The 19,642-nt window shown below is 47.9% G+C and carries 22 protein-coding genes; 3 read left to right on the forward strand and 19 right to left on the reverse strand.

What is annotated here, in order from left to right; all coding sequences use genetic code 11:
• Nucleotide 1: 1 nt before the first annotated feature.
• Nucleotides 2-883, reverse strand: a complete 882-nt coding sequence (gene rapZ / locus ACRRQV_RS15915; RefSeq protein ID WP_432532661.1) for an RNase adapter RapZ — start codon at nucleotides 881-883, stop codon at nucleotides 2-4.
• Nucleotides 873-1,361: an NUDIX hydrolase gene (locus ACRRQV_RS15920; RefSeq protein WP_432532875.1), complete on the reverse strand. Its 489-nt coding sequence runs from the start codon at nucleotides 1,359-1,361 to the stop codon at nucleotides 873-875. Before ACRRQV_RS15920 ends, rapZ begins: the two co-directional genes overlap by 11 nt.
• A 334-nt stretch (nucleotides 1,362-1,695) precedes the next feature.
• Here ACRRQV_RS15920 and ACRRQV_RS15925 point away from each other — a divergent pair, with 334 nt between their 5' ends.
• Complete coding sequence (locus tag ACRRQV_RS15925; RefSeq protein ID WP_432532663.1) at nucleotides 1,696-2,043, forward strand: hypothetical protein; 348 nt, start codon at nucleotides 1,696-1,698, stop codon at nucleotides 2,041-2,043.
• A gap of 178 nt (nucleotides 2,044-2,221) precedes the next feature.
• Here the strand turns inward: ACRRQV_RS15925 and ACRRQV_RS15930 are convergent, their stop codons facing one another.
• The 17 genes from ACRRQV_RS15930 to hprK form a co-directional block, all read right to left on the reverse strand.
• A complete protein-coding gene (locus tag ACRRQV_RS15930) occupies nucleotides 2,222-2,602 on the reverse strand; it encodes a YciI family protein (RefSeq protein ID WP_432532665.1) in 381 nt (126 codons plus the stop codon).
• Nucleotides 2,603-2,731: 129 nt separating this feature from the next.
• Nucleotides 2,732-3,238: a DinB family protein gene (locus ACRRQV_RS15935; RefSeq protein ID WP_432532667.1), complete on the reverse strand. Its 507-nt coding sequence runs from the start codon at nucleotides 3,236-3,238 to the stop codon at nucleotides 2,732-2,734.
• 432 nt (nucleotides 3,239-3,670) lie between these two features.
• Complete coding sequence (trxB, locus tag ACRRQV_RS15940; RefSeq protein WP_432532669.1) at nucleotides 3,671-4,624, reverse strand: thioredoxin-disulfide reductase; 954 nt, start codon at nucleotides 4,622-4,624, stop codon at nucleotides 3,671-3,673.
• Nucleotides 4,625-4,691: 67 nt separating this feature from the next.
• Nucleotides 4,692-6,218, reverse strand: coding sequence for a tetratricopeptide repeat protein (locus ACRRQV_RS15945; RefSeq protein ID WP_432532671.1), 1,527 nt, complete (start codon nucleotides 6,216-6,218; stop codon nucleotides 4,692-4,694).
• An 81-nt stretch (nucleotides 6,219-6,299) separates the two neighbouring features.
• Nucleotides 6,300-6,926, reverse strand: coding sequence for a bifunctional phosphoribosyl-AMP cyclohydrolase/phosphoribosyl-ATP diphosphatase HisIE (gene hisIE, locus ACRRQV_RS15950; protein WP_432532673.1), 627 nt, complete (start codon nucleotides 6,924-6,926; stop codon nucleotides 6,300-6,302).
• Nucleotides 6,923-7,675, reverse strand: a complete 753-nt coding sequence (gene hisF, locus ACRRQV_RS15955) for an imidazole glycerol phosphate synthase subunit HisF (protein ID WP_432532675.1) — start codon at nucleotides 7,673-7,675, stop codon at nucleotides 6,923-6,925. The genes hisIE and hisF overlap by 4 nt, the downstream gene beginning before the upstream one ends.
• Nucleotides 7,669-8,397 carry a 1-(5-phosphoribosyl)-5-[(5-phosphoribosylamino)methylideneamino]imidazole-4-carboxamide isomerase gene (gene hisA, locus ACRRQV_RS15960; RefSeq protein ID WP_432532677.1) on the reverse strand — a complete coding sequence of 243 codons (729 nt, stop codon included), beginning with the start codon at nucleotides 8,395-8,397 and terminating at the stop codon, nucleotides 7,669-7,671. The genes hisF and hisA overlap by 7 nt, the downstream gene beginning before the upstream one ends.
• Nucleotides 8,366-9,019 (reverse strand): imidazole glycerol phosphate synthase subunit HisH, encoded by a 654-nt coding sequence (hisH, locus tag ACRRQV_RS15965; RefSeq protein ID WP_432532679.1) that lies wholly within the window; start codon nucleotides 9,017-9,019, stop codon nucleotides 8,366-8,368. The genes hisA and hisH overlap by 32 nt, the downstream gene beginning before the upstream one ends.
• Nucleotides 9,016-9,603 carry an imidazoleglycerol-phosphate dehydratase HisB gene (gene hisB / locus ACRRQV_RS15970; RefSeq protein ID WP_432532681.1) on the reverse strand — a complete coding sequence of 196 codons (588 nt, stop codon included), beginning with the start codon at nucleotides 9,601-9,603 and terminating at the stop codon, nucleotides 9,016-9,018. The genes hisH and hisB overlap by 4 nt, the downstream gene beginning before the upstream one ends.
• Nucleotides 9,600-10,883, reverse strand: a complete 1,284-nt coding sequence (hisD, locus tag ACRRQV_RS15975) for a histidinol dehydrogenase (RefSeq protein ID WP_432532683.1) — start codon at nucleotides 10,881-10,883, stop codon at nucleotides 9,600-9,602. Before hisD ends, hisB begins: the two co-directional genes overlap by 4 nt.
• The gene (hisG, locus tag ACRRQV_RS15980) at nucleotides 10,880-11,506 is read right to left on the reverse strand and encodes an ATP phosphoribosyltransferase (protein ID WP_432532685.1); all 627 of its coding nucleotides are present in this window, start codon (nucleotides 11,504-11,506) and stop codon (nucleotides 10,880-10,882) included. Before hisG ends, hisD begins: the two co-directional genes overlap by 4 nt.
• Nucleotides 11,499-12,662 carry an ATP phosphoribosyltransferase regulatory subunit gene (locus tag ACRRQV_RS15985; RefSeq protein WP_432532687.1) on the reverse strand — a complete coding sequence of 388 codons (1,164 nt, stop codon included), beginning with the start codon at nucleotides 12,660-12,662 and terminating at the stop codon, nucleotides 11,499-11,501. Before ACRRQV_RS15985 ends, hisG begins: the two co-directional genes overlap by 8 nt.
• 260 nt (nucleotides 12,663-12,922) lie before the next feature.
• Nucleotides 12,923-13,438: an acyltransferase gene (locus tag ACRRQV_RS15990; RefSeq protein WP_432532689.1), complete on the reverse strand. Its 516-nt coding sequence runs from the start codon at nucleotides 13,436-13,438 to the stop codon at nucleotides 12,923-12,925.
• Complete coding sequence (gene ppaX / locus ACRRQV_RS15995; RefSeq protein ID WP_432532691.1) at nucleotides 13,435-14,088, reverse strand: pyrophosphatase PpaX; 654 nt, start codon at nucleotides 14,086-14,088, stop codon at nucleotides 13,435-13,437. The genes ACRRQV_RS15990 and ppaX overlap by 4 nt, the downstream gene beginning before the upstream one ends.
• Nucleotides 14,085-15,020 carry a nucleoside recognition domain-containing protein gene (locus ACRRQV_RS16000; protein ID WP_432532693.1) on the reverse strand — a complete coding sequence of 312 codons (936 nt, stop codon included), beginning with the start codon at nucleotides 15,018-15,020 and terminating at the stop codon, nucleotides 14,085-14,087. The genes ppaX and ACRRQV_RS16000 overlap by 4 nt, the downstream gene beginning before the upstream one ends.
• 98 nt (nucleotides 15,021-15,118) lie before the next feature.
• Nucleotides 15,119-15,928, reverse strand: a complete 810-nt coding sequence (lgt, locus tag ACRRQV_RS16005; protein ID WP_432532695.1) for a prolipoprotein diacylglyceryl transferase — start codon at nucleotides 15,926-15,928, stop codon at nucleotides 15,119-15,121.
• A gap of 21 nt (nucleotides 15,929-15,949) precedes the next feature.
• A complete protein-coding gene (hprK, locus tag ACRRQV_RS16010; RefSeq protein ID WP_432532697.1) occupies nucleotides 15,950-16,876 on the reverse strand; it encodes an HPr(Ser) kinase/phosphatase in 927 nt (308 codons plus the stop codon).
• 169 nt (nucleotides 16,877-17,045) lie between these two features.
• Here hprK and ACRRQV_RS16015 point away from each other — a divergent pair, with 169 nt between their 5' ends.
• Together ACRRQV_RS16015 and ACRRQV_RS16020 are read left to right on the forward strand one after the other, a co-directional pair.
• Nucleotides 17,046-17,591: an N-acetylmuramoyl-L-alanine amidase family protein gene (locus ACRRQV_RS16015; RefSeq protein WP_432532699.1), complete on the forward strand. Its 546-nt coding sequence runs from the start codon at nucleotides 17,046-17,048 to the stop codon at nucleotides 17,589-17,591.
• An 81-nt stretch (nucleotides 17,592-17,672) separates the two neighbouring features.
• Complete coding sequence (locus tag ACRRQV_RS16020) at nucleotides 17,673-19,625, forward strand: GTP-binding protein (RefSeq protein ID WP_432532701.1); 1,953 nt, start codon at nucleotides 17,673-17,675, stop codon at nucleotides 19,623-19,625.
• Nucleotides 19,626-19,642 lie beyond the last annotated feature (17 nt).

The following is a 19,642-nucleotide window of genomic DNA, read 5'->3' on the forward strand; positions in this document are numbered from 1 at the left end:
CTCAGCCCTTTCTTATTTTGACATCCCGGTGTGAAATAATGGTTTTGTTGTCGTCCGCCAACAATTTCCCGTAATACTCGGCGAGCGTGACAGATCGGTGCTGGCCGCCTGTGCAGCCAAACGCAATAACCAGCTGCGCTTTTCCTTCTTTTTTGTAGAGTGGAATCATGTATTCGAGCAAATCGGTTAATTTTTCGATTAAGGTTTGCGTTTCAATTCGTTCGAGAACAAAGCTGGAAACCGGTTCATCGAGGCCTGATAACGGTTTTAATTCTTCTATATAATACGGATTGGGCAAAAAGCGAACATCAAAAACAAGATCCGCATCAATCGGCATGCCGTGCTTAAAGCCAAACGAAATCACGTTGACCGTGAACACATTGCTAGTTTCCGTAGAAAAGTCTGCACTGATTTTTTCTTTCAGCTGCCGCGGAGTCATGGAGGATGTGTTGTAAATGAACTTCGCCCGGTTTTGCAAATCTTCTAGCATATCCCGCTCTTTTTTGATGCCGCCAAGCACCAAACCGCCCGGTGATAAGGGGTGTGAGCGCCGGGATTCTTTATAGCGGCTGACAAGCGTTTGGTTGTCAGCATCTAAAAACAAAATGGTGATGGAAATTTTCGGTTCTTTCGATAAATCGTCAATGGCATCGACCAAACTGTCGAAAAAGTCGCCGCCGCGCAAATCCATAACTGCCGCAACACGCTTCATCGACTTGCCGGAATCACGCATCAGTTTCATGAACGTGACAAGCAACGCTGGAGGCAAATTATCGATAGTGAAAAACCCTAAATCTTCGAAACTTTGGATTGCCACCGTCTTGCCGGCTCCTGACATCCCTGTAATGACAATCAATTCAGTTTCATCGTGGTTATTTTCCATTAGAGTGGTTCACCTCTTCCGTTGACATTTGAATATTTTCTTTTAATAATTCAAACTCGGTCGTGTAATGGAACGTGCCGTATTGCATGCCTCTTTGCTGGACTGCAAATTGCAAATTGGTCCGATCGCCTTCTGCCATCGGCAAAAATGCCAAACTTTCAACCGGATGCCATTCGAGTATCCCTTCGCGCGTTTCTTCAAAAGGCGTGCCGATCAGACCGTTAGCAACAAATGTAAACAACATCCATTCGTCCACTACTTGCTCTTCTTCTTGGATGACCATTGTATATATCCCTTTTAAATGCGTTCCTAGCGGTTTTGCATTGGTTTCTTCGGTAAATTCCCGGATTGCCGCTTCGTAAATAGATTCTCCGGCTTCCATCTTGCCGCCCGGAGCTACATACCAATCGCGCCGGGGTTTTTTCAACAATAACACTCGATTGTTTTGGATAACTAATAAATTCGCGATTCGCTGCACATTCGACACTCCGTATCTATTGTAAACTCTCTCCATTATACAACTATCCTGGCGTGTCATGCAAAAAAAGAAAAGCACTCGCAATAGTTTGCTCTGCGCCTTGTGAACAGATTGACGTATTTGCTTGAGGTAATTTCACTCGGGAGATATTCTTGCTTGTGCCATATCGGTTAGTTTAGCCTGTTTTATTTGGAGAGTAAGCGGTGGCAGTTCATATCGCATATGTCTGCGCCTAAACAAAGAATCTGAAAACGGCATTATCCCCCTATAGTTTCATCCTATATAATTAAATGTTAAAATAAGTTAAATTCCACAAACAGGAGAGGCTATGTGAGTGAGATACTACAAATTTCGAATTAAAATGTTCAGCAACAAGAAATTGTATAATAAGTTAAAGCGGCTGCAAGAAGAACAAATACCGGACACGCGATCGGTTAATGTCCTTCTTTCGGAAATTGCTCGGCGAGATCCGGTGGAATACGAGGCGGCAAAGATTGAAGTCGAAGTGGAGAGGTCAGAACGCCACGCTGTCAGAGAGGCAACGTCTATCCTCCATCTGGAAATCAAGTACAATGCGGACTATCTCGCCAAGCCTGAATCAGAGACTGATCCCTACGAGCGCAAATTGCGGGCCGCCAAGCTCGAAATGGTTCAGAAAGTACTGGAGCGCCGGAGAAATTGAACCAATCGAGTACCAAAGGCTCCATTTTTAAAAGAGAAAATTCCATTTATTTATTAGCCGTTCATTTTCGACTTATTTCTCTTGGATTCTAACTCTAAACAGACGCCCAATTAGCTAGTTGATGGCTATTAAAAATGAAAATAGTAAAGTTAACTAAGGGATTACAGTTGCAATCCCTTTATTCCTTCATATAGAAAGAGTCGATAGCGCGGATCTCAATTTCCCAACCAAGCTGTCCTCCACGAGCGACCTGCACAGTCGGGTGTAAAGAAGCCACTTGAATTGCTTCTTCAATGTTCCTAGCTTCTAATATGAACGCACTTCCAATCATTTTTTCCAGCTGAGTTAAATGGCTATGGCTATTACTGACTTGTATCTTCCCCTCCACCCTTTGCAAGCTCTTCACTTCTTGTGCAACGCCCGCCTCTACCAGCACATGGCCACTTTTTAACAATTCCTCGAGAGGAAGCTGACATTCCCGCATGATTTCACCAATTTCTTCCTTTGGCAATGTATCCATCTTTTCCTTATTGAAGTAACCCAAGCATAAGTACTTCATCTAATAACCTCCCTTAGTGTAAATTCTGCTTTCTCCCATACTAAAGACTCTTTTAAACCATTCGTTAAAGTTAAGAACGGTAAAACCCATTCCCAATAAATATTTGTTACATCACAATTTTCTAAATACCTAAAAATTCTTCCTTAGATAACTTTCCAACTCTTCTTTTTGGCGCAAATGGTGACGAGAATGCATCTCTACTAAGTCAAACCACTCTCTTGCATTCAGCCAGCCGAACCCGCCATGTTCAACTTTATAATATGGGGAGATAGCCTCCACTTCCGATTCCTGCCGTCTCAGCCTCTGAATTAATCCTTCCATCCTGTTAATAAGGTCTTCCTTGCTGTCTGTATTATTTGGAGGAGAATTCATTTCGTCTGGCAATTTGATTTTGATTGGCGGAAATCTCTTATTCTTAAATAATTCCTTACCAAACGGGGTTTTTCCTAAAAGTTGTTCCTCATTTGCCGCAGCGCAAATTTCCACATTATCGAGATACTCATGCGCAACGAGGACTATGTGGTCATACATTTGCCCAATAGACCATACACCTTCTTCTGGAATATGTCGCAGTTGTTCTGGTGAATAGTTGTTAAGATCTTTTTTTAAAGTGTAAAGCACTTCTGTACCGCCCATTTAAGTCCTCCCGCTTAATAATTTTTATAATCAGAATTTTAAGTTTTCATTTCCAAACTATTATATCATAACCATTTGAGTGCCTTCTTTTAGTCATACAAAAAAGATAGAAGTGTTTCATTTACGAACAGTATAAAAACAGTTGAAAAGGGTAAAAAAACCGTTTGCAAATGTGTTAAAACACTTTACGAACGGTCGCTAACTTATAGACACTTTTGCAAATACCTATAAGAAAAGATAGTTTTCGAGTTGTTAGGCCCTCAGTAACAGCTCTTTCACCTATTTTCCCAAAACAAAAAAAAGACCATTTTCCGGAAAACCCGGAAAACGGTCTATCAAAAGTTCTTTATAAAAAGGGGGTCAATTTACTATTCTTACTATACCCCCTATTCATGACAAGGGTGTTACAAAGCGGTTAAGAACGCGTTAAAATTATGCTTTCAAGCTGATTTTTTCTGCTAATTCTTCAACATAATGCTGAACGGATTGAGCAGCAATGCTTCCGTCTCCAGTAGCTGTTACTACCTGGCGGAGCATTTTGTCTCTAACGTCGCCAGCTGCAAAAATCCCCGGAACGGCCGTTGCCATCGTTTCATCGGTTACGACATAGCCTTCTGCATTCAAAATGCCCAGATCCGCAAACGGTTTTGTCAATGGCAGCATGCCGATGTAGATAAACACGCCGTCTGCTTTAAATTCGGTTTCGGCGCCGTCTTTTGTCGACATCAATGTCACGCTTCCAACTTTGCCGTTTTCATCGTGGATTTCTTTCACGGTATTGCTCCAGATGAAATCGATTTTGTCGTTGGCAAATGCACGGTCTTGAAGGATTTTTTGAGCACGCAATTCATCGCGGCGGTGAACGATCGTCACTTTGTCTGCAAAACGCGTCAAGTAGACGCCTTCTTCAACTGCTGAATCGCCGCCTCCGACTACAACCAGTTGTTTCTGTTTAAAGAACGCTCCGTCGCAAACTGCGCAATAGCTGACGCCACGGCCGCCAAGTTCGCTTTCGCCTGGGATGCCCATTTTTTTGTATTCCGCGCCAGTTGTAATAATGATGGCACGCGCTCTGTATTCTTTTGATCCGGCGATGATCGTTTTATATTCTTCGCCGTCGATGATTTCTTTAACGTCGCCGTAAGCGTACTCGGCTCCGAATTTTTTTGCGTGTTCAAACATTTTTGTGGAGAGGTCCGGCCCAAGAATATGGTCAAATCCCGGATAGTTTTCGATTTCTTCCGTATTCGCCATTTGGCCGCCCGGAATTCCGCGCTCCAGCATCAACGTGGAAAGGTTGCCCCGTGAAGTGTAAACGGCGGCTGTCATCCCCGCTGGCCCTGCTCCAATAATTATTACGTCATAGATTTTAATGTCTTCAGTCATATTGAACCTCCTAAGTTCCCAGTAGCTAAATCGTATAAGATTCTCGCACCTTCATCAACTTTTATGCTTATGATTCAAAAAGAGGCAAGTATTGAATCAGTTCATTGACGTATTTGGTCAACGTGGCAGCGGATACGCCGTAAGCTTCTGCCACCGCTTTTTTCGTTACGGAATGATCGCGCGACGAATTAAACATATAATCGGCTGCCGCTGCAAGTGCATTCGGGTTTTTGAATTCATAATGCCGGCCAAACGCTTTGTCAAAAATCATGAACCACATTTGGAACAGGTACGATCCTTGCTGCGTGACCATGCCTTCTTTGGCATACATAATTTCCGTTGCTTCCATGGCCCGCATAAACACTCGTTCTTCTAGAATGGAATCTTTGAACGGGTGGCCCAGCGCATAACCGAGCAAATACGTTTCCAGCACGGTCGGCTGATCTGCTTTTAGCCATTGGGGATGGGAAATAATTTCTTGCTTATGAGAGGATTTACCAAGCAAAAACAAGCCGAATAGCCGCTCGCTTTTATGCGGATGATCCAATTTCTCCACCAAATAATCGCGGTCATGTTCGAGGGCATCGGCATGCGGCATAACCGCATTTTCCGACCACGGCTCATAGCCGTCTTTTTCGGGATCCATTTTCGTCAACTGTTTCCATGCTTGCTTGGCCACTTCTTCGTGCCCGGAGTGATAAGCCGCATGAGACAGCCAGAAATAAAAGGCCGGATCTCCGTCAAATCCGCGTTTTTGCAAACTTCTCAGCCAGCGGTACGCTTCTTTGTATTTGCCGACGAGGGCAAATGTCGCCCCTAATTTATAGCGGTGTTCAAACACATACGGACGGATTTTTTTCAGTAAATCGAGAACGTCTTCAAGTTCTTCGTTTTTTTCATAATAATGGAAAACCGCTAAATTGCATAATGCGTGCAAATTCCCGGGATTCCGTCTAAGGACATCGTGTAGCAGCGTTTTGGCCATTTCCGATTCCCCGATATAAAAGTAAGCGAGCGCCAAATTGTTATGCGCTCCCCAAAAATCAGGTTTCTCTTCAATGAGTTTTTCCAGCAAATTGATGGCACCCGGGAAGTTCCCTTGCTCCATCCAGCGTCGCGCTTTTTCCTGCTGGTAAAAATACTCGCTGTCTTGGGCTTCTCCTTCATCATCGAACAGCTGCCAGTCTTCCTGTTCAGCAAAATCGATGATTTCCAGCGCTTCAGCGGCATACTCGCCGTTCACATCTTGTTCAACGTATTTTTTCGCATATTTGCGGGCATCCAAAAACATACCCAAATGCGCATGCACTTCCGCTAAGAAAAACAAAATATCCGTCTCTTCCGGGTCGATGCTGTGGGCATCGCGCAAAACGTCCATCGCTTGTTCGAATTCCTGCATTTCCATCAGCACGATGCCGTAATGCATGAGGATGAGCGGATCTTTTGGGCTTAATTCCGAAGCGCGCTGCAAGTACTTGTGGGCTTTTGGAAATTGGTCACGCTGCAATTCTTTCAGTGCTTTTTTGTAATAGTATTCGCCTGTGGGAATGAATGACAGGACATTCTCTTTGAGTTTTTTCTTTTTATTCTCCAAAATATGCCTCCGAAAAAGTAAAAGGAACGAAAAGGTTCGCTCCTATACTTAAATATACTGTTATTATAGCATATTTCCCTATTATTTACTTGTAGTTTTCGTTGCATGGCGCTCTTTTAATACGTCGATTACGTCATTCAAACTGACTTTTTGTTCTTGCAGCAAAACCAGCACATGATAGAACAAATCGGCGGTTTCCATCGACAATTCTTTTGGATCCCGGTTTTTGGCTGCGATGATGACTTCCGCCGCTTCTTCGCCGACTTTCTTGCAGATCTTGTCGACGCCTTCGGTAAACAAATACGTCGTATACGCGCCTTCCGGCATGTTTTCCTCACGGTTTCGGATCAGCTCGGTTAGTTCTGTGAACATGTCCACTTTGGATTCGTTCGGTGTGCCTTGGAGGGTATTGTGGAAGCAGCTCGTTTCGCCGGTGTGGCAAGCTGGGCCATTCGGAATCACTTCGTATATCAATGAATCGCCGTCGCAATCCAAGCGGACGGCTGTCACTTGCTGGGTGTTGCCGCTTGTTGCGCCTTTGTTCCACAACTCGCTTCGGCTTCTTGAATACAGCCATGTTTCATTTGTGTCCATCGTTTTTTGAACTGCTTCTTCGTTGGCGTAAGCAAGCGTCAACACTTCTTTTGTTTCGGCGTTTTGGATAATAACCGGCACTAAGCCCTCTTGGTCAAATTTGATTTCAGTCATCGAACGTTCACTCCTTCTTTCCGCAAATAATCCTTCACTTCAGCGATGCTTGTTTCTTTGTAATGGAAGATGGAAGCGGCAAGCGCCGCATCAACGTCCACTTGTTTAAACACTTCATCAAAATGCTCGCGAGCACCAGCGCCGCCGCTCGCAATGACCGGAACTTCAACCGCATCCCGTATTGCTTTGGTCAACGCCAAATCAAAGCCGTTTTTCGCTCCGTCTTTGTCCATGCTCGTCACCAGCAATTCGCCGGCTCCAAGCTCCACGCTTTTTTTCGCCCATTCGATGGCATCCCACGCGGTTTTATTGCGTCCGCCATGGGTATATACGTCCCAGCTATCGCCATTTCGTTTCGCATCGATTGCGACGACAATGCACTGCGAACCGAAAAAGTCCGCACCTTCTTTGATCAGCTCTGGCCGGTCAAGCGCCGCCGTATTGAGGGAAACTTTGTCCGCGCCAGCGCGCAGCATGCGTTTCATATCGTCAAGCGTCCGGATGCCGCCGCCGACGGTGAATGGAATCGACAGTTCGGATGCCACGATTTTGACGACTTCGACCATCGTTTCTTTGCCTTCGTGAGAGGCGGAAATATCCAAAAAGACTAGCTCATCCGCTCCTTGCTTATCGTAAAACCGGGCCAGCTCCACCGGGTCTCCGGCATCGCGCAGCGAAACGAAATTGACGCCTTTGACGACGCGGCCTTCTTTGACATCGAGGCAGGGAATGATCCGTTTCGTCAGCATGACAGCGCCTCCTCTAGCGTAAAGCGGTTTTCGTACAGCGCTTTGCCGATAATGACGCCGGCAATGTTGCTTTTTTGGGCTGCTTGTTTGACGTTTTGGACATCCTCGAGCGACCCGATGCCGCCGGAGACAATAATTTCGGCTTCCGGAGAATCCGCCAGTCGTTCATTGGCTTCGATATTCGGCCCGGCGAGTGTGCCGTCTGTTGCGATATCGGTATAAATAAAATGCTTAGCGCCTTTTGACGCAAAGAAATTGGCGACGTCCTGCGCCGATTGGCCGGACGTTTCGATCCAGCCTTCGGTTGCGGCCATGCCGTCTTTCGCGTCGATGCCGATAACGATTTTCTCAGGGCCGAATTCCTCAATAAACGAAACGACGAGCTCCGGTTCGCGTATTGCCAGGCTGCCAATGATGACGCGGCTCACCCCGTTCGACAAATAATGTTCGATGTCTTCGCGCGTCCGGATACCCCCGCCTACTTGGACGTTGACCGGAAGCGCCGCCGCTTGAATGACCGATTGGTCGTTGATCCGCACGCCGTCTTTGGCGCCGTCCAAGTCGACCATGTGGATCCACTCAGCTCCGGCGTCTGCAAACTTTTTCGCCATGTCGTACGGCGAATCGCCGTACACCGTTTCCTGCGCATAGTCGCCTTGAAACAGGCGGACACATTTGCCGCCGCGCAAATCAATCGCGGGATAAATTTGAAACTTGCTCATCTCGGTTCCTCCTGACGTTCGCAATCCATTGCTCGAGTAAATAATGGCCAAAATCCCCTGATTTTTCAGGATGGAACTGCATGCCGGTGATCCAGCCATCGCCGACTACTCCTGGCACATTGGCTCCGCTGTATTCCGCTGTTGCCCATACTTCTTCTTTCGCCGTGTTGACCGCTAAAAACGAATGTACAAAATAGACATGCGTATCGCTTTGAACGTCAGTTAGCCAGTACGGCATGCGCGAAAACTCGAGCCGGTTCCAGCCCATGTGCGGGATGCGGTCTGTGCCTTTTTCAAAGCGCCGGATCTGGCCTTGCAACAAGCCCAGCCCTGTTGTTGGTTTGACTTCTGTGCTGTCTTCATACAATAGCTGCATGCCAAGGCAAATGCCAAGCAGCGGAATGTTTTTTTTCGGCAGCGACTGGATAAATGCTGATAATCCCTTTTTGTTCAATAATTCCATGGCATCTGGGAATGCCCCGACTCCCGGCAATAAGATCCCTTCCGCTTTTCCCAGAATTTTCGGGTCATCCGATAAAATCACCGTGCAATCCAGTTTTTTCAGCGCTTGTTCGACGCTGAACAAATTGCCCATGCCGTAATCGATAATGCCGATAATCATGTCAGCAGCCCCTTTGTTGACGGTACGCCTTTCACCCGCGGGTCAATGCTCGTTGCTTCATCAAGCGCGCGCGCTAATGCTTTAAATACTGCTTCAATGATGTGGTGCGTATTTTTGCCGTAATGAATGATGACATGAACGTTCATGCGAGACTCCAGCGCGAATTTCCATAAAAATTCATAGACCAGCTCCGTATCGAACGTGCCGACTTTGGCAGTTGGAATGTCGCCGCGGAATTCCAGATGCGGCCGGTTCGAGCAGTCGATGACTACTTGGGCGAGCGCATCGTCCATCGGCACAAACGCATTGCCATAGCGGCGTATGCCTTTTTTATCACCAAGCGCTTGTTTCACGGCTTGCCCGAGCACGATGCCGATGTCTTCTGTCGTGTGGTGGTCGTCGATGTGCGTATCGCCGTCCGCTTTGATGTCTCCGTCAAACAGCCCGTGCTTGATGAACAAGTCGAGCATGTGGTCCATAAACGGCACACCGGTGTCGATCGATGCGTTTCCTTCTCCATCGAGTGAAAAAGATACCGCTATTTTCGTTTCATTTGTATCACGCTTTAATTCGGCTTTTCTCATGACGTACTCTCCTTTTTCCACGACCGGGATTCAACGGCGCGCGCATGGCCTTCAAGGCCTTCCAAACGTGCCAAACGGGCGATTTTGTCTTTGTTTTCTTGCCACTGCTGTTCACTGTAATAAACGATGCTCGTCCGTTTGACAAAATCATAAACGGACAACGCACTTGAAAAACGCGCTGTGCTGTTTGTCGGCAATACGTGGTTCGTGCCGGCAAAATAATCGCCGACCGGCTCCGACGAATAGCGGCCGATAAAAATCGCGCCGGCGTGGAGGATTTGTTCGGCAACGGCTTCGGCATCTTCGGTCATGATTTCCAAATGCTCCGGCGCTAATTGATTGGCTGCCTGAATCACTTGTTCAAGCGTTTCGCCGATGTAGATCATGCCAAAGTCCTCAATCGCGGCTTGCGCAATCGACTGCCTTGGCAAGCTCGCCAGTTGCTTATCCACTTCCCGGGACACGGCTTCCGCTAAACGCGTGTTCGTTGTCAACAAGACCGCACTTGCCATCGGGTCGTGTTCTGCTTGCGACAACAAATCCGCTGCGACTTCGTCGGGATGTGCCGTGTCGTCGGCAATGACGGCAATTTCACTCGGTCCGGCGATCATGTCGATCGCAACGTCGCCGTTTACTTCCCGCTTCGCCAAAGCGACGAAAATATTGCCCGGCCCCGTAATTTTATCGACCGGCGCGATTGATTCGGTGCCGTAAGCAAGCGCCGCAATCGCTTGCGCCCCTCCTGATTTGTACACTTCATCAATTCCCAAAATATGCGCTGCGGCCAGCACACCGTCTGATAGCTTGCCGTCTTTATCGGGAGGTGATATCAGCACGATGCGGGAAACGCCCGCCACTTGCGCTGGGATGACGTTCATCAAAACAGACGATGGATAAGCCGCTGTTCCGCCCGGCACGTACAAGCCGGCCGATTCAATCGCCGCGACGCGCTGGGCTACATAGGAGCCGTCGCTGTTTTCGAGTTTGTAGCCTTGCTGCTGTTGGCTAGTGTGATATGTGCGGATATTTTCTGCCGCTTCCGTTAAATCCTGCAGCAATTGCGGATTAAACCGCTCCAGGGCTTCGGAAATTTCTTCTGGAGCAACGCGCAAATTGGATAATGCTGCCCCGTCCCATTTTTCGGCGAATCGGATTAATGCCGCGTCGCCTTCTTGGCGCACCGCTTCGATGATTTCTTTCACGGCTTTCGTTTGCTGTTCGGTTCCTTCGGCAATTGTTCGTCTGATGGAAACGCCTGAAGCGAGTTTGAGTTGTTTCATTCGGCTGCCTGCTTTCTAAGCTTTTCCACAAGCTCCTGGATCCGCTCTTGCTTGAGGCGGTAACTGACCGGATTGGCAATTAGGCGAGATGTGATGTCGACGATTTTGTCATATTCCACGAGGCCATTTTCTTTTAAGGTTTTTCCTGTTGAGACGATATCGACGATGCGGTCAGCGAGTCCAATCATCGGCGCCAATTCAATCGAACCGTTCAATTCGATGATTTCCACTTGTTCGCCTTTGCCTCGGTAAAAACGCGACGCGATGCCCGGGTACTTGGTTGCAATGCGCGGCGTCACCGGGTTCATTTCCGTGTTCGGCAATCCGGCTGTCGCGATATAGCAGCGGCTGATGCCGAGGTCGAGCAGTTCGTGCACCGAACGGTTGAGTTCAAGCAAAACGTCTTTGCCTGCAATTCCGATATCCGCTACTCCATGTTCAACATATACCGGAACGTCCATCGGCTTCGCCAAAATAAAACGGATGTTTTCTTTCGGCGCTTCGACAATCAGCTTGCGAGAATCATCGATTTCTTTCGGCAAATCATAGCCTGCATTGAGCAGCAGTTCGTAAGCTTCTTCAAATATCCGCCCTTTCGGCATGGCAATCGTCAATTCATCCATTGGTGGCACCTTCCATTCGTATAACTTCCGTAAACAACGCACTGAATTCATCTATCGCTTGCACAGCCGGTCCGTATTGCAGCGTCACATGCTTGCCTTGTGCCCGCAGTTCTTCGGCTTCTTGATGCGCTTGTTCTTCTGTTAGTTCATCAAACAAAATGAGCGTATTGGCTTCTTTTACGCGGTTTGGCGAAATGGCTTCTAGCAGCCGGTCGACCCGCAAGCCAAATCCGGTTGCTCCGATATGCAAGCCGAACTGCTTCATCAATCCGTCATAGCGCCCGCCGTTGCCGAGCGGAAATCCGCTGCCCGCTCCGTAAAATTCAAAAACCAGCCCTGTGTAATAGGTCATGTGGCTAATAAACGACAAATCGTACGTAACCGCTTCTGCTAATCCATTGCGGGTGATGATTTTCTCTAGCCGCAGCATTTCTTCGTACAACGACGCTTGTTCGGCATTTGAAAAATCTACCCATTGCCGCCAGTCCGCTAAGGTTTTGGTGCGGTTTAGCGCTTTAAACGATTCGATTTTTCCAATGTCAATGGCCAACTCTTCGGCCAACCCTTCAAAGCGGACGCTGTTTTTCGACACGAGCGCTTCGCGGATTGCCTCGATCTGGTCAGCATCCAAACCGAAATCTTCCAAGATCAATTGCAGCAATTGCGTATGCCCAATAACGACCCGACCGGATTCCACTTCCAGTTCCCGCAAAATGGTAGAAGCCAGAATGATCACTTCCGCATCTGCATACAGCGAGTTGTCTCCGATCAATTCCACACCCATTTGTTCAAATTCAGCTGGCCTTCCGCCTTCGCGCTTTTGTGCGCGGAAGACATTCGAATAATAGCCCAGCCGGACCGGCATTTTTTCCTTAAGCAGCTTCGATGCCGCAACACGCGCAATTGGAGACGTCATATCCGGACGCAGCACGAGCGTTTCGCCTTGGCTGTCGAGTAATTTAAATAAGGCATTGTCCGGAATGGCCGAAATCTTGCCGATCGTTTCGTAATATTCCAGCGTCGGCGTTTGCAGCAAATCATAGCCTGCCCGCTGCATGATTCTTGTCCCTTTATCGCGCAGCTCCGCTTTCTTTTTGGCAATAAACGGAAAATCATCACGCATGCCAAGCGGCTTTTCGAACATCTGAATGGTCATAAGAACACTTCCTATTTATGGGTATTTTACTTTAGTTTGCTAATGCGGTGAAGTATTTATTTATTTTAACGCATTATTCTGTTTAGCGTCAAGAGATAGATGCGAAAGTTTCGCTCTGCTCAAATCGACTCTAGTCAGGCTTCAGGTCCTTATGAGCGTTTTTCCCTATTTTATGAGCGTTAACCTTGTTCGAGGAGCAATATTCTTCTTCATACAAAAAACACCCAGGAACAGTAAGGTCCTGGGTGTTTAGCTTAATTTTATTCAGAATCGGCTTGGCGCTCGGCCATTTGTTCAGCGGTGTAAATCAACTGCATCGGGTTGCCGCCGACAAAAGCGCCAGCGGGCACGTCTTTGTGGACGAGCGTCGCGGCTGAGATGATGGCACCGTCGCCGATTGTTACGCCGGGCAGAATGGTGGAGTTCGCGCCGATCAGCACCTGGTCGCCGATGTTGACTTCGCCCAGGCGGTATTCTTCGATCAAGTACTCGTGCGCCAAAATGGTTGTGTTATAGCCGATGACCGAATTTTTCCCGACTGTGATTTTTTCCGGAAACATAACGTCCGGCATGACCATCAAAGCGAACGACGTTTGATCGCCAATTTTCATTTTGAGAAACGTTTTATACAGCCAATTTTTCATCGGCAAAAACGGCGTATAGCGCGCCATTTGGATGACAACAAAATTTTTTGCAACTTTCCAGAACGGAACCGTTTTATAAATATGCCAAAGCGAATTTGCCCCAGTTACAAAATGGCGTTCGGTCCGTCTCATTGCACAGCTTCTTTCGTCAGTTCAAGCAAATCGCTGATGTGCTGAAGCATGAAGTCCGGTTCGTAGGAAGACAGGAATGCTTCCCCTTTGATCGACCAAGCGACACCAGCGGTCCGCACCCCGGCATTTTTTCCGCCTTCGATGTCATGTGAGTTGTCGCCGATCATCAACGCTTCGTCCGGCGTTGAATTTAACAAGTCCAATGCCAGTTTTAACGGTTCGGGATCGGGTTTCGGGTTCGTCACTTGATCGAGTCCAATGACCACATCAAAAATATCGGGAATGTTCATTAATCCAAGGCCATGCACAATGGTGTCTCTTCGTTTGGTGGAAACGATGGCCATTTTCAAGCCGCGCGCTTTCAATAATCGAAGCGTTTCCGGCACACCATCGTATTCAGCCACCAATTCGTCATGCAAGGTTTTATTTAACGAGCGGTATTCAGCAATCAGTTCTTCGGCATTATCCGGATCAATTGCTTCAAAGGTTTGTTTGAGCGACGGCCCAATAAAATGCAAAATGTCTTCCCTGCTAAAGCGTCCAGGATAGCGGCTGCCGAGCACCGACGTAAACGTTTGGATAATCAGTTCATTCGTATCAAGCAGCGTTCCGTCAAAGTCGAATAATAGCGTCGTGATGGGCTTGGTCATGTTGAAAGCACTTCCTTCCGATTTTGTTCCGATTTACGCCAAATATAAGAAATGAAGATCGTCAATGCAAGAGCAGTAATCACTCGAATAAGAAGCAGCGGCCACACGGGAATTCCGAGTGGGATGAAGATCAACGTATCTTCAACAACCGCGTGGCAGGCAACGAGAAAAATAAAGGCGAGCGTCGCATCTTTTTTGCTGACGCCGTCTTCTTTAACCGCTTGGATCATCACGCCGGCTCCCATCGCCAGTCCAAAAACCAATCCGGATGCAAGCGTCAGTGAAGCATTCTTTTCAATGCCAAGCACTCGCGTCAACGGCCCTAGGAAATCCGAAATGCGTTTCAAGTAGTGTCTGTCTTTTAAAATTTGAATGACAAGCATTAACGGAATGACGATTATCGCCAATTGCAATACGCCGGATCCCGCTTTTTCAAGGCCGAACAAAAAAATCTCAAACCAGTTGTCGGGCGTCGCGGCCGCTTTTGGCGCAAATCCGTACTGGGCAATTTCGCCGCCGCCTTTCCACAGCAAATTGATGACAATTCCCGATACCGCTGCCAGTCCGAAACGGACGAGCAGCACGACCCAAAGCTTTACGCCTACTTTCAAGGCGACGCTCGTTTCAATAAAAAGATTATGGGAAAAAGACAGCATGACCGCCAGAATGAACACTTCTTTGACCGTCAAGTCGAGCGATAAAATACCGGCAATTCCGGCATATAAGTTCAAGGCATTTCCAAGCACCAACGGAATCGCTGCATCGCCGCTCAATCCGAAGAGCCCCATCAAAGGTGACACGAGATCGATAACGAACGGCAAAACCGGTGTGAATTGCAGCATCGTCACAATCAAGGTGATGGGAAAAATGACTTTCCCTAATGTCCAAGTCGTCAATAGCCCTGCTTTTAAACCATTTTTCAAAGTTGACATTCCATCTCTTCTTTCTGTTTATGTTAAACCGCATATTCCCCTACACTCCAGCAGACATCTCCAGAGCGGCCGAAGCAGATATCATCGTTTACTATCACTTATTCATCCTTATAACGCGGAGGGTTTTTAAGCGCAACACGGCGGTAGATAATCAAGCAAATACCAATCACTATGGCAAGTACCGAAACGACTTGGGCAGCCCGAAGCCCCTCTGCCACCAAGCTGTCTGTCCGCATGCTTTCGATGAAATAGCGGCCGATCGAATACCAAATCATATAGAAGAAAAACATTTCTCCGCGCACCAAGTTGACTCGGCGCAGCCCCAGCAAAATCAAGATGCCAACTAAGCTCCACACTGATTCATACAAAAACGTCGGATGGTAATAAGCGCCATCTATGTACATTTGATTGATAAGCCAATCGGGCAAATATAAGTTTTCCAAGAAGGTTCGGGACACTTCGCCCCCGTGTGCTTCCTGGTTGATGAAATTTCCCCAACGGCCAACGGCTTGGCCGATCAAAATACTCGGCGCCAATATGTCCGCCACTTTCAAAAACGGGGTGTTCCGGCTTTTGGTGAACAGATAAGCGACAATCACTGCCGCAATCAATGCACCGTGAATGGCGATTCCGCCAGTCCAAATTTGAATGATTTGCCCGGGATTCGCTTTATAATGATCCCATTGAAACGCTACGTAATAAATGCGCGCGCCCACAATCGAAAGCGGCACTGCCCATATTAATAAGTCGGTCAAAAATTCAGGGTGTAGCCCCCGCTTGACCATTTCCCGCTGGCCGACCAAAAAGGCAAGAAGAATGCCCGCTGCGATGATAACGCCATACCAGCGGACTTTAATCGGGCCTAATGAAAAAGCGACCGGGTCAATTGAAGCTAAAATCCAATCCATGTGCTGCACCTGCCCATTCCATTAATGTGTATCTAAAGCGATTACGTCATTGAGCCGCTTTGAAAATTCTTCCGCTGCGTTGACACCCATGCGCTTCAAGCGGTAATTCATCGCCGCGACTTCGATAATAACCGATAAATTTCGCCCTGGACGGACAGGAATCGTCAGCTTTGTCACTTCCGTATCGATGATTTTCATGGTTTCTTCTTCCAAGCCAAGGCGGTCATACGTTTTCTCAGCATCCCAAATTTCCAGATCAATGATCAACGAAATCCGTTTGAATGTCCGCACCGCGCTTGCGCCAAACAAAGTCATGATATCGATAATCCCGACTCCGCGGATTTCCAACAAATGCTCGATCAGTTTAGGCGGCTGCCCGATCAACGTATTTTCGCCTTCTTGGCGTATTTCCACGCAATCATCCGCGACCAAGCGATGCCCTTTTTTCACAAGTTCCAGAGCCGTCTCACTTTTTCCGACTCCGCTTTTACCGGTCAGCAGCACGCCGACTCCATATATATCAACCAACACGCCGTGGACAGCAGTCGTCGGAGCGAGCTGGCTTTCCAAAAAATTGGTCAACAAGCTTGAAAAACGCGTCGTCGGCATTTTTGTGGCCAATACCGGTACGTGTTTTTTGCCAGAGGCCTCGATCAGTTCTTTCGGAACTTCCATATCATGCGCAATGATGACGACCGGTGTATCATCAGTGCACAATTTCAGCATGCGCTCTTTCCGTTCCCCGTCTTCCAGCATTTCAAAAAACGATAGCTCGGTTTTCCCAAGCAATTGCACCCGGTTTGCTGGGTAATGAGTAAAATAACCCGCCATTTCCAGTCCTGGCCGTGAAATATCACTGATTGGAATGTGCCGGCCAATTCCTTCCTGTCCGCTGATCAACTTCAAATCAAACATTTCCATCACTTGCTTTGCAGTTACCTGTCCCATTTTTCCCCTCATTCCTTTTTACGCAAAAGATTTTCTGAGGCTTTGCCTGCTCCATCCAACTCTTTAACGGTTTGCTCCTATTTTAACACGGAAAATTTTAAATTAAAGATTTTCGTGTCTCCTTTTGGCAGGCGACTCTCTATATGGCCAGTAAAGGAGGGTTTTCTATATGAAAATAATGATTGATGCAGGACATGGCCCGGAGACAGCCGGCAAACGTTCGCCTGACGGCAGGATGCGGGAATTTCATTTTAATTCGCCTGTCGCTGATGAATTAAAACGGCAATTAACGGCAGCGGGGCACACCGCCATATTCAGCCACCACCCGTCGCATGACGTGCCGTTAAATGAACGGATTCAATTGGCGAACCGCTTAAAAGTGGATTTATTCGTCTCGATCCACGCCAATGCATTCGGTGCGGCGTTCAACTCCGCCAATGGCATTGAAACCTATCTCTACACACAACCGCAAGCCGCCAGCAAACGGCTCGGCGCCAGCATCCACCAAGCGTTGGTTTTGTCGACCGGCAGAAAAGACCGCGGCCTGAAGTATGCCGATTTTGCGGTGCTGCGGGAAACGAAAATGCCAGCTGTCTTAGTGGAATGCGGCTTTATGACGAACTTACAAGATTTAGCATTGCTTCAATCGGATGCGTACCGGAAGCGCTGTGCCCGGGCAATTGCATTCGGCATTGATTGCTACCAAAAAGGATAACCGAGCCCGCGGGGGAATCCCCGCGGGTTTTTGTTTTTCTGCTACACTGTTCACATAGAAATTTTCTTTTAGAGGTGAATCATGAAAAAAACAATCGGAATTCTCGCCCACGTCGACGCCGGCAAAACGACGTTTTCGGAACAGCTGCTTTTCCATACAAACAGCATCCGGCAGCGCGGGCGCGTCGACCACCAAGATGCTTTTCTCGACAGCCATGCAATCGAGAAAAACCGCGGCATCACAATATTTGCCGACCAAGCGGTGGCTTCGTATAATGGCTCCACGTATTTTTTTATCGACACTCCGGGACACGTCGACTTTTCTCCGGAAATGGAGCGTGCCATCCGGGCAATGGATTATGCGATTATCATCATCAGCGCAGCTGAAGGCATCGAAAGCCACACGGAAACAGTTTGGCGGCTGCTGCAAAAATACCAAGTGCCGACATTTTTCTTTATCAATAAAATCGATCGTGAAGGTGCCGACGCCGAGCGGGTGATGCAAGAAATCACAAGCCAGCTGTCGGAAAACGCCATCGACGTCACCCATTCGTTCCAAAATGGCGAGATGCAAGAAGAACTGATTGAATGGATTGCAGAACGGGACGAAGAACTGCTCGATTTTTATATGGATTCGGGCTATGATTCAGAGCGTTGGCTTGCCGTCTTAAAAGAAATGATTTCGACAAATAGCGCCTTTGTGTGCGCCCAAGGGTCTGCCCTTCAAGATATCGGCATCCTCGACTTTTTCGAGAAAGTCGACCTGTTGACGGAAACTCGCTACCAAGCGGACGGGCCGGTTGCAGCCGAAGTATACAAAATCCGCCACGAAGCTAACGGCAGCCGCATCACGTTCGCCAAAATGTTAAGCGGCTCGCTTCGTGTGCGCGACGAAATAGATTATGGCACTGGCGAAAACCGCCAGCGCGAAAAAGCGACCCAGCTTCGCCGCTACAACGGCAGCAAATTCCAAATCGTGGACCAAGTGGAAGCCGGCGATCTTTTCGCGGTGATCGGCTTGACTGAATCCGCCATTGGTGACGGTTTTGGTGCGCATCCCGGCGTGAAAAGCGAAGATTCGATTCCTGCCTTGAAATCCAAAATCTTGTTCGATTCTGCTGTCCACCCGAAAGAAATGCTGAAGTTTTTCAAACGATTGGACGCGGAAGACCCGACGCTTTCGGTCATCTGGGACGAACATTTCCAGGAAATCCACATCCATGTCATGGGCGCCATCCAGCTTGAAGTGCTCCAGCAAGTGGTCCAAGAACGATTCGGTCTCACGGTTTCCTTCACTCAACCGGAAATTTTGTACAAAGAAACGATTGAAACGGCCGTAGTCGGCTATGGCCATTTCGAACCGCTCCGCCATTACGCAGAAGTCCATTTGAACATCGAACCTGCAGAGCGCGGCACCGGCATCACATTGGCCAATATGTGCCATGCCGATGCACTATCGGTCGGCAACCAAAACTTGGTGCTCCACCATTTAAGGGAACGCGACCATCACGGCTTATTGACCGGATCCCCGTTGACCGATGTCAAGATTACGTTATTGACCGGCCGCGGCCATAACGAACACACTTCCGGCGGCGACTTTCGGGAAGCGTCGTACCGGGCGCTTCGCCAAGGACTTGAAAAAGCCGCGAACCGCCTGCTCGAACCGGTCTACCGTTTTAAAATCAAAGTGGAAATCGATCAAATGGGCCGCGTCTTGTCGGATATTCAACAAGCGCATGGCCGCTTCGATGCGCCGGTGATGAATGGTGAAAAAGCCTTTATTGAAGGGACGGTTCCGGTTGCGACATTCATGAACTACAGCACCGAATTCGCTTCGTTTACCCACGGTAAAGGCATGCTTCACCTCGTCTTTTCTGGATATGAATTTTGCCATAATGAAGCAGAAATCATTGACAAAATAGCTTATAATAAAGAGGCAGATCCCGAATACACGTCCACTTCGATTTTCTGTGCGAAAGGCCATGGCTATAAAGTGCCGTGGGATGAAGCCGAAAGCGCCATGCACTGTTTGTAAAAATTCCAAACGAAACG

It is taken from the genome of Planococcus sp. YIM B11945, assembly GCF_050864155.1.
GTDB lineage: Bacteria > Bacillota > Bacilli > Bacillales_A > Planococcaceae > Planococcus.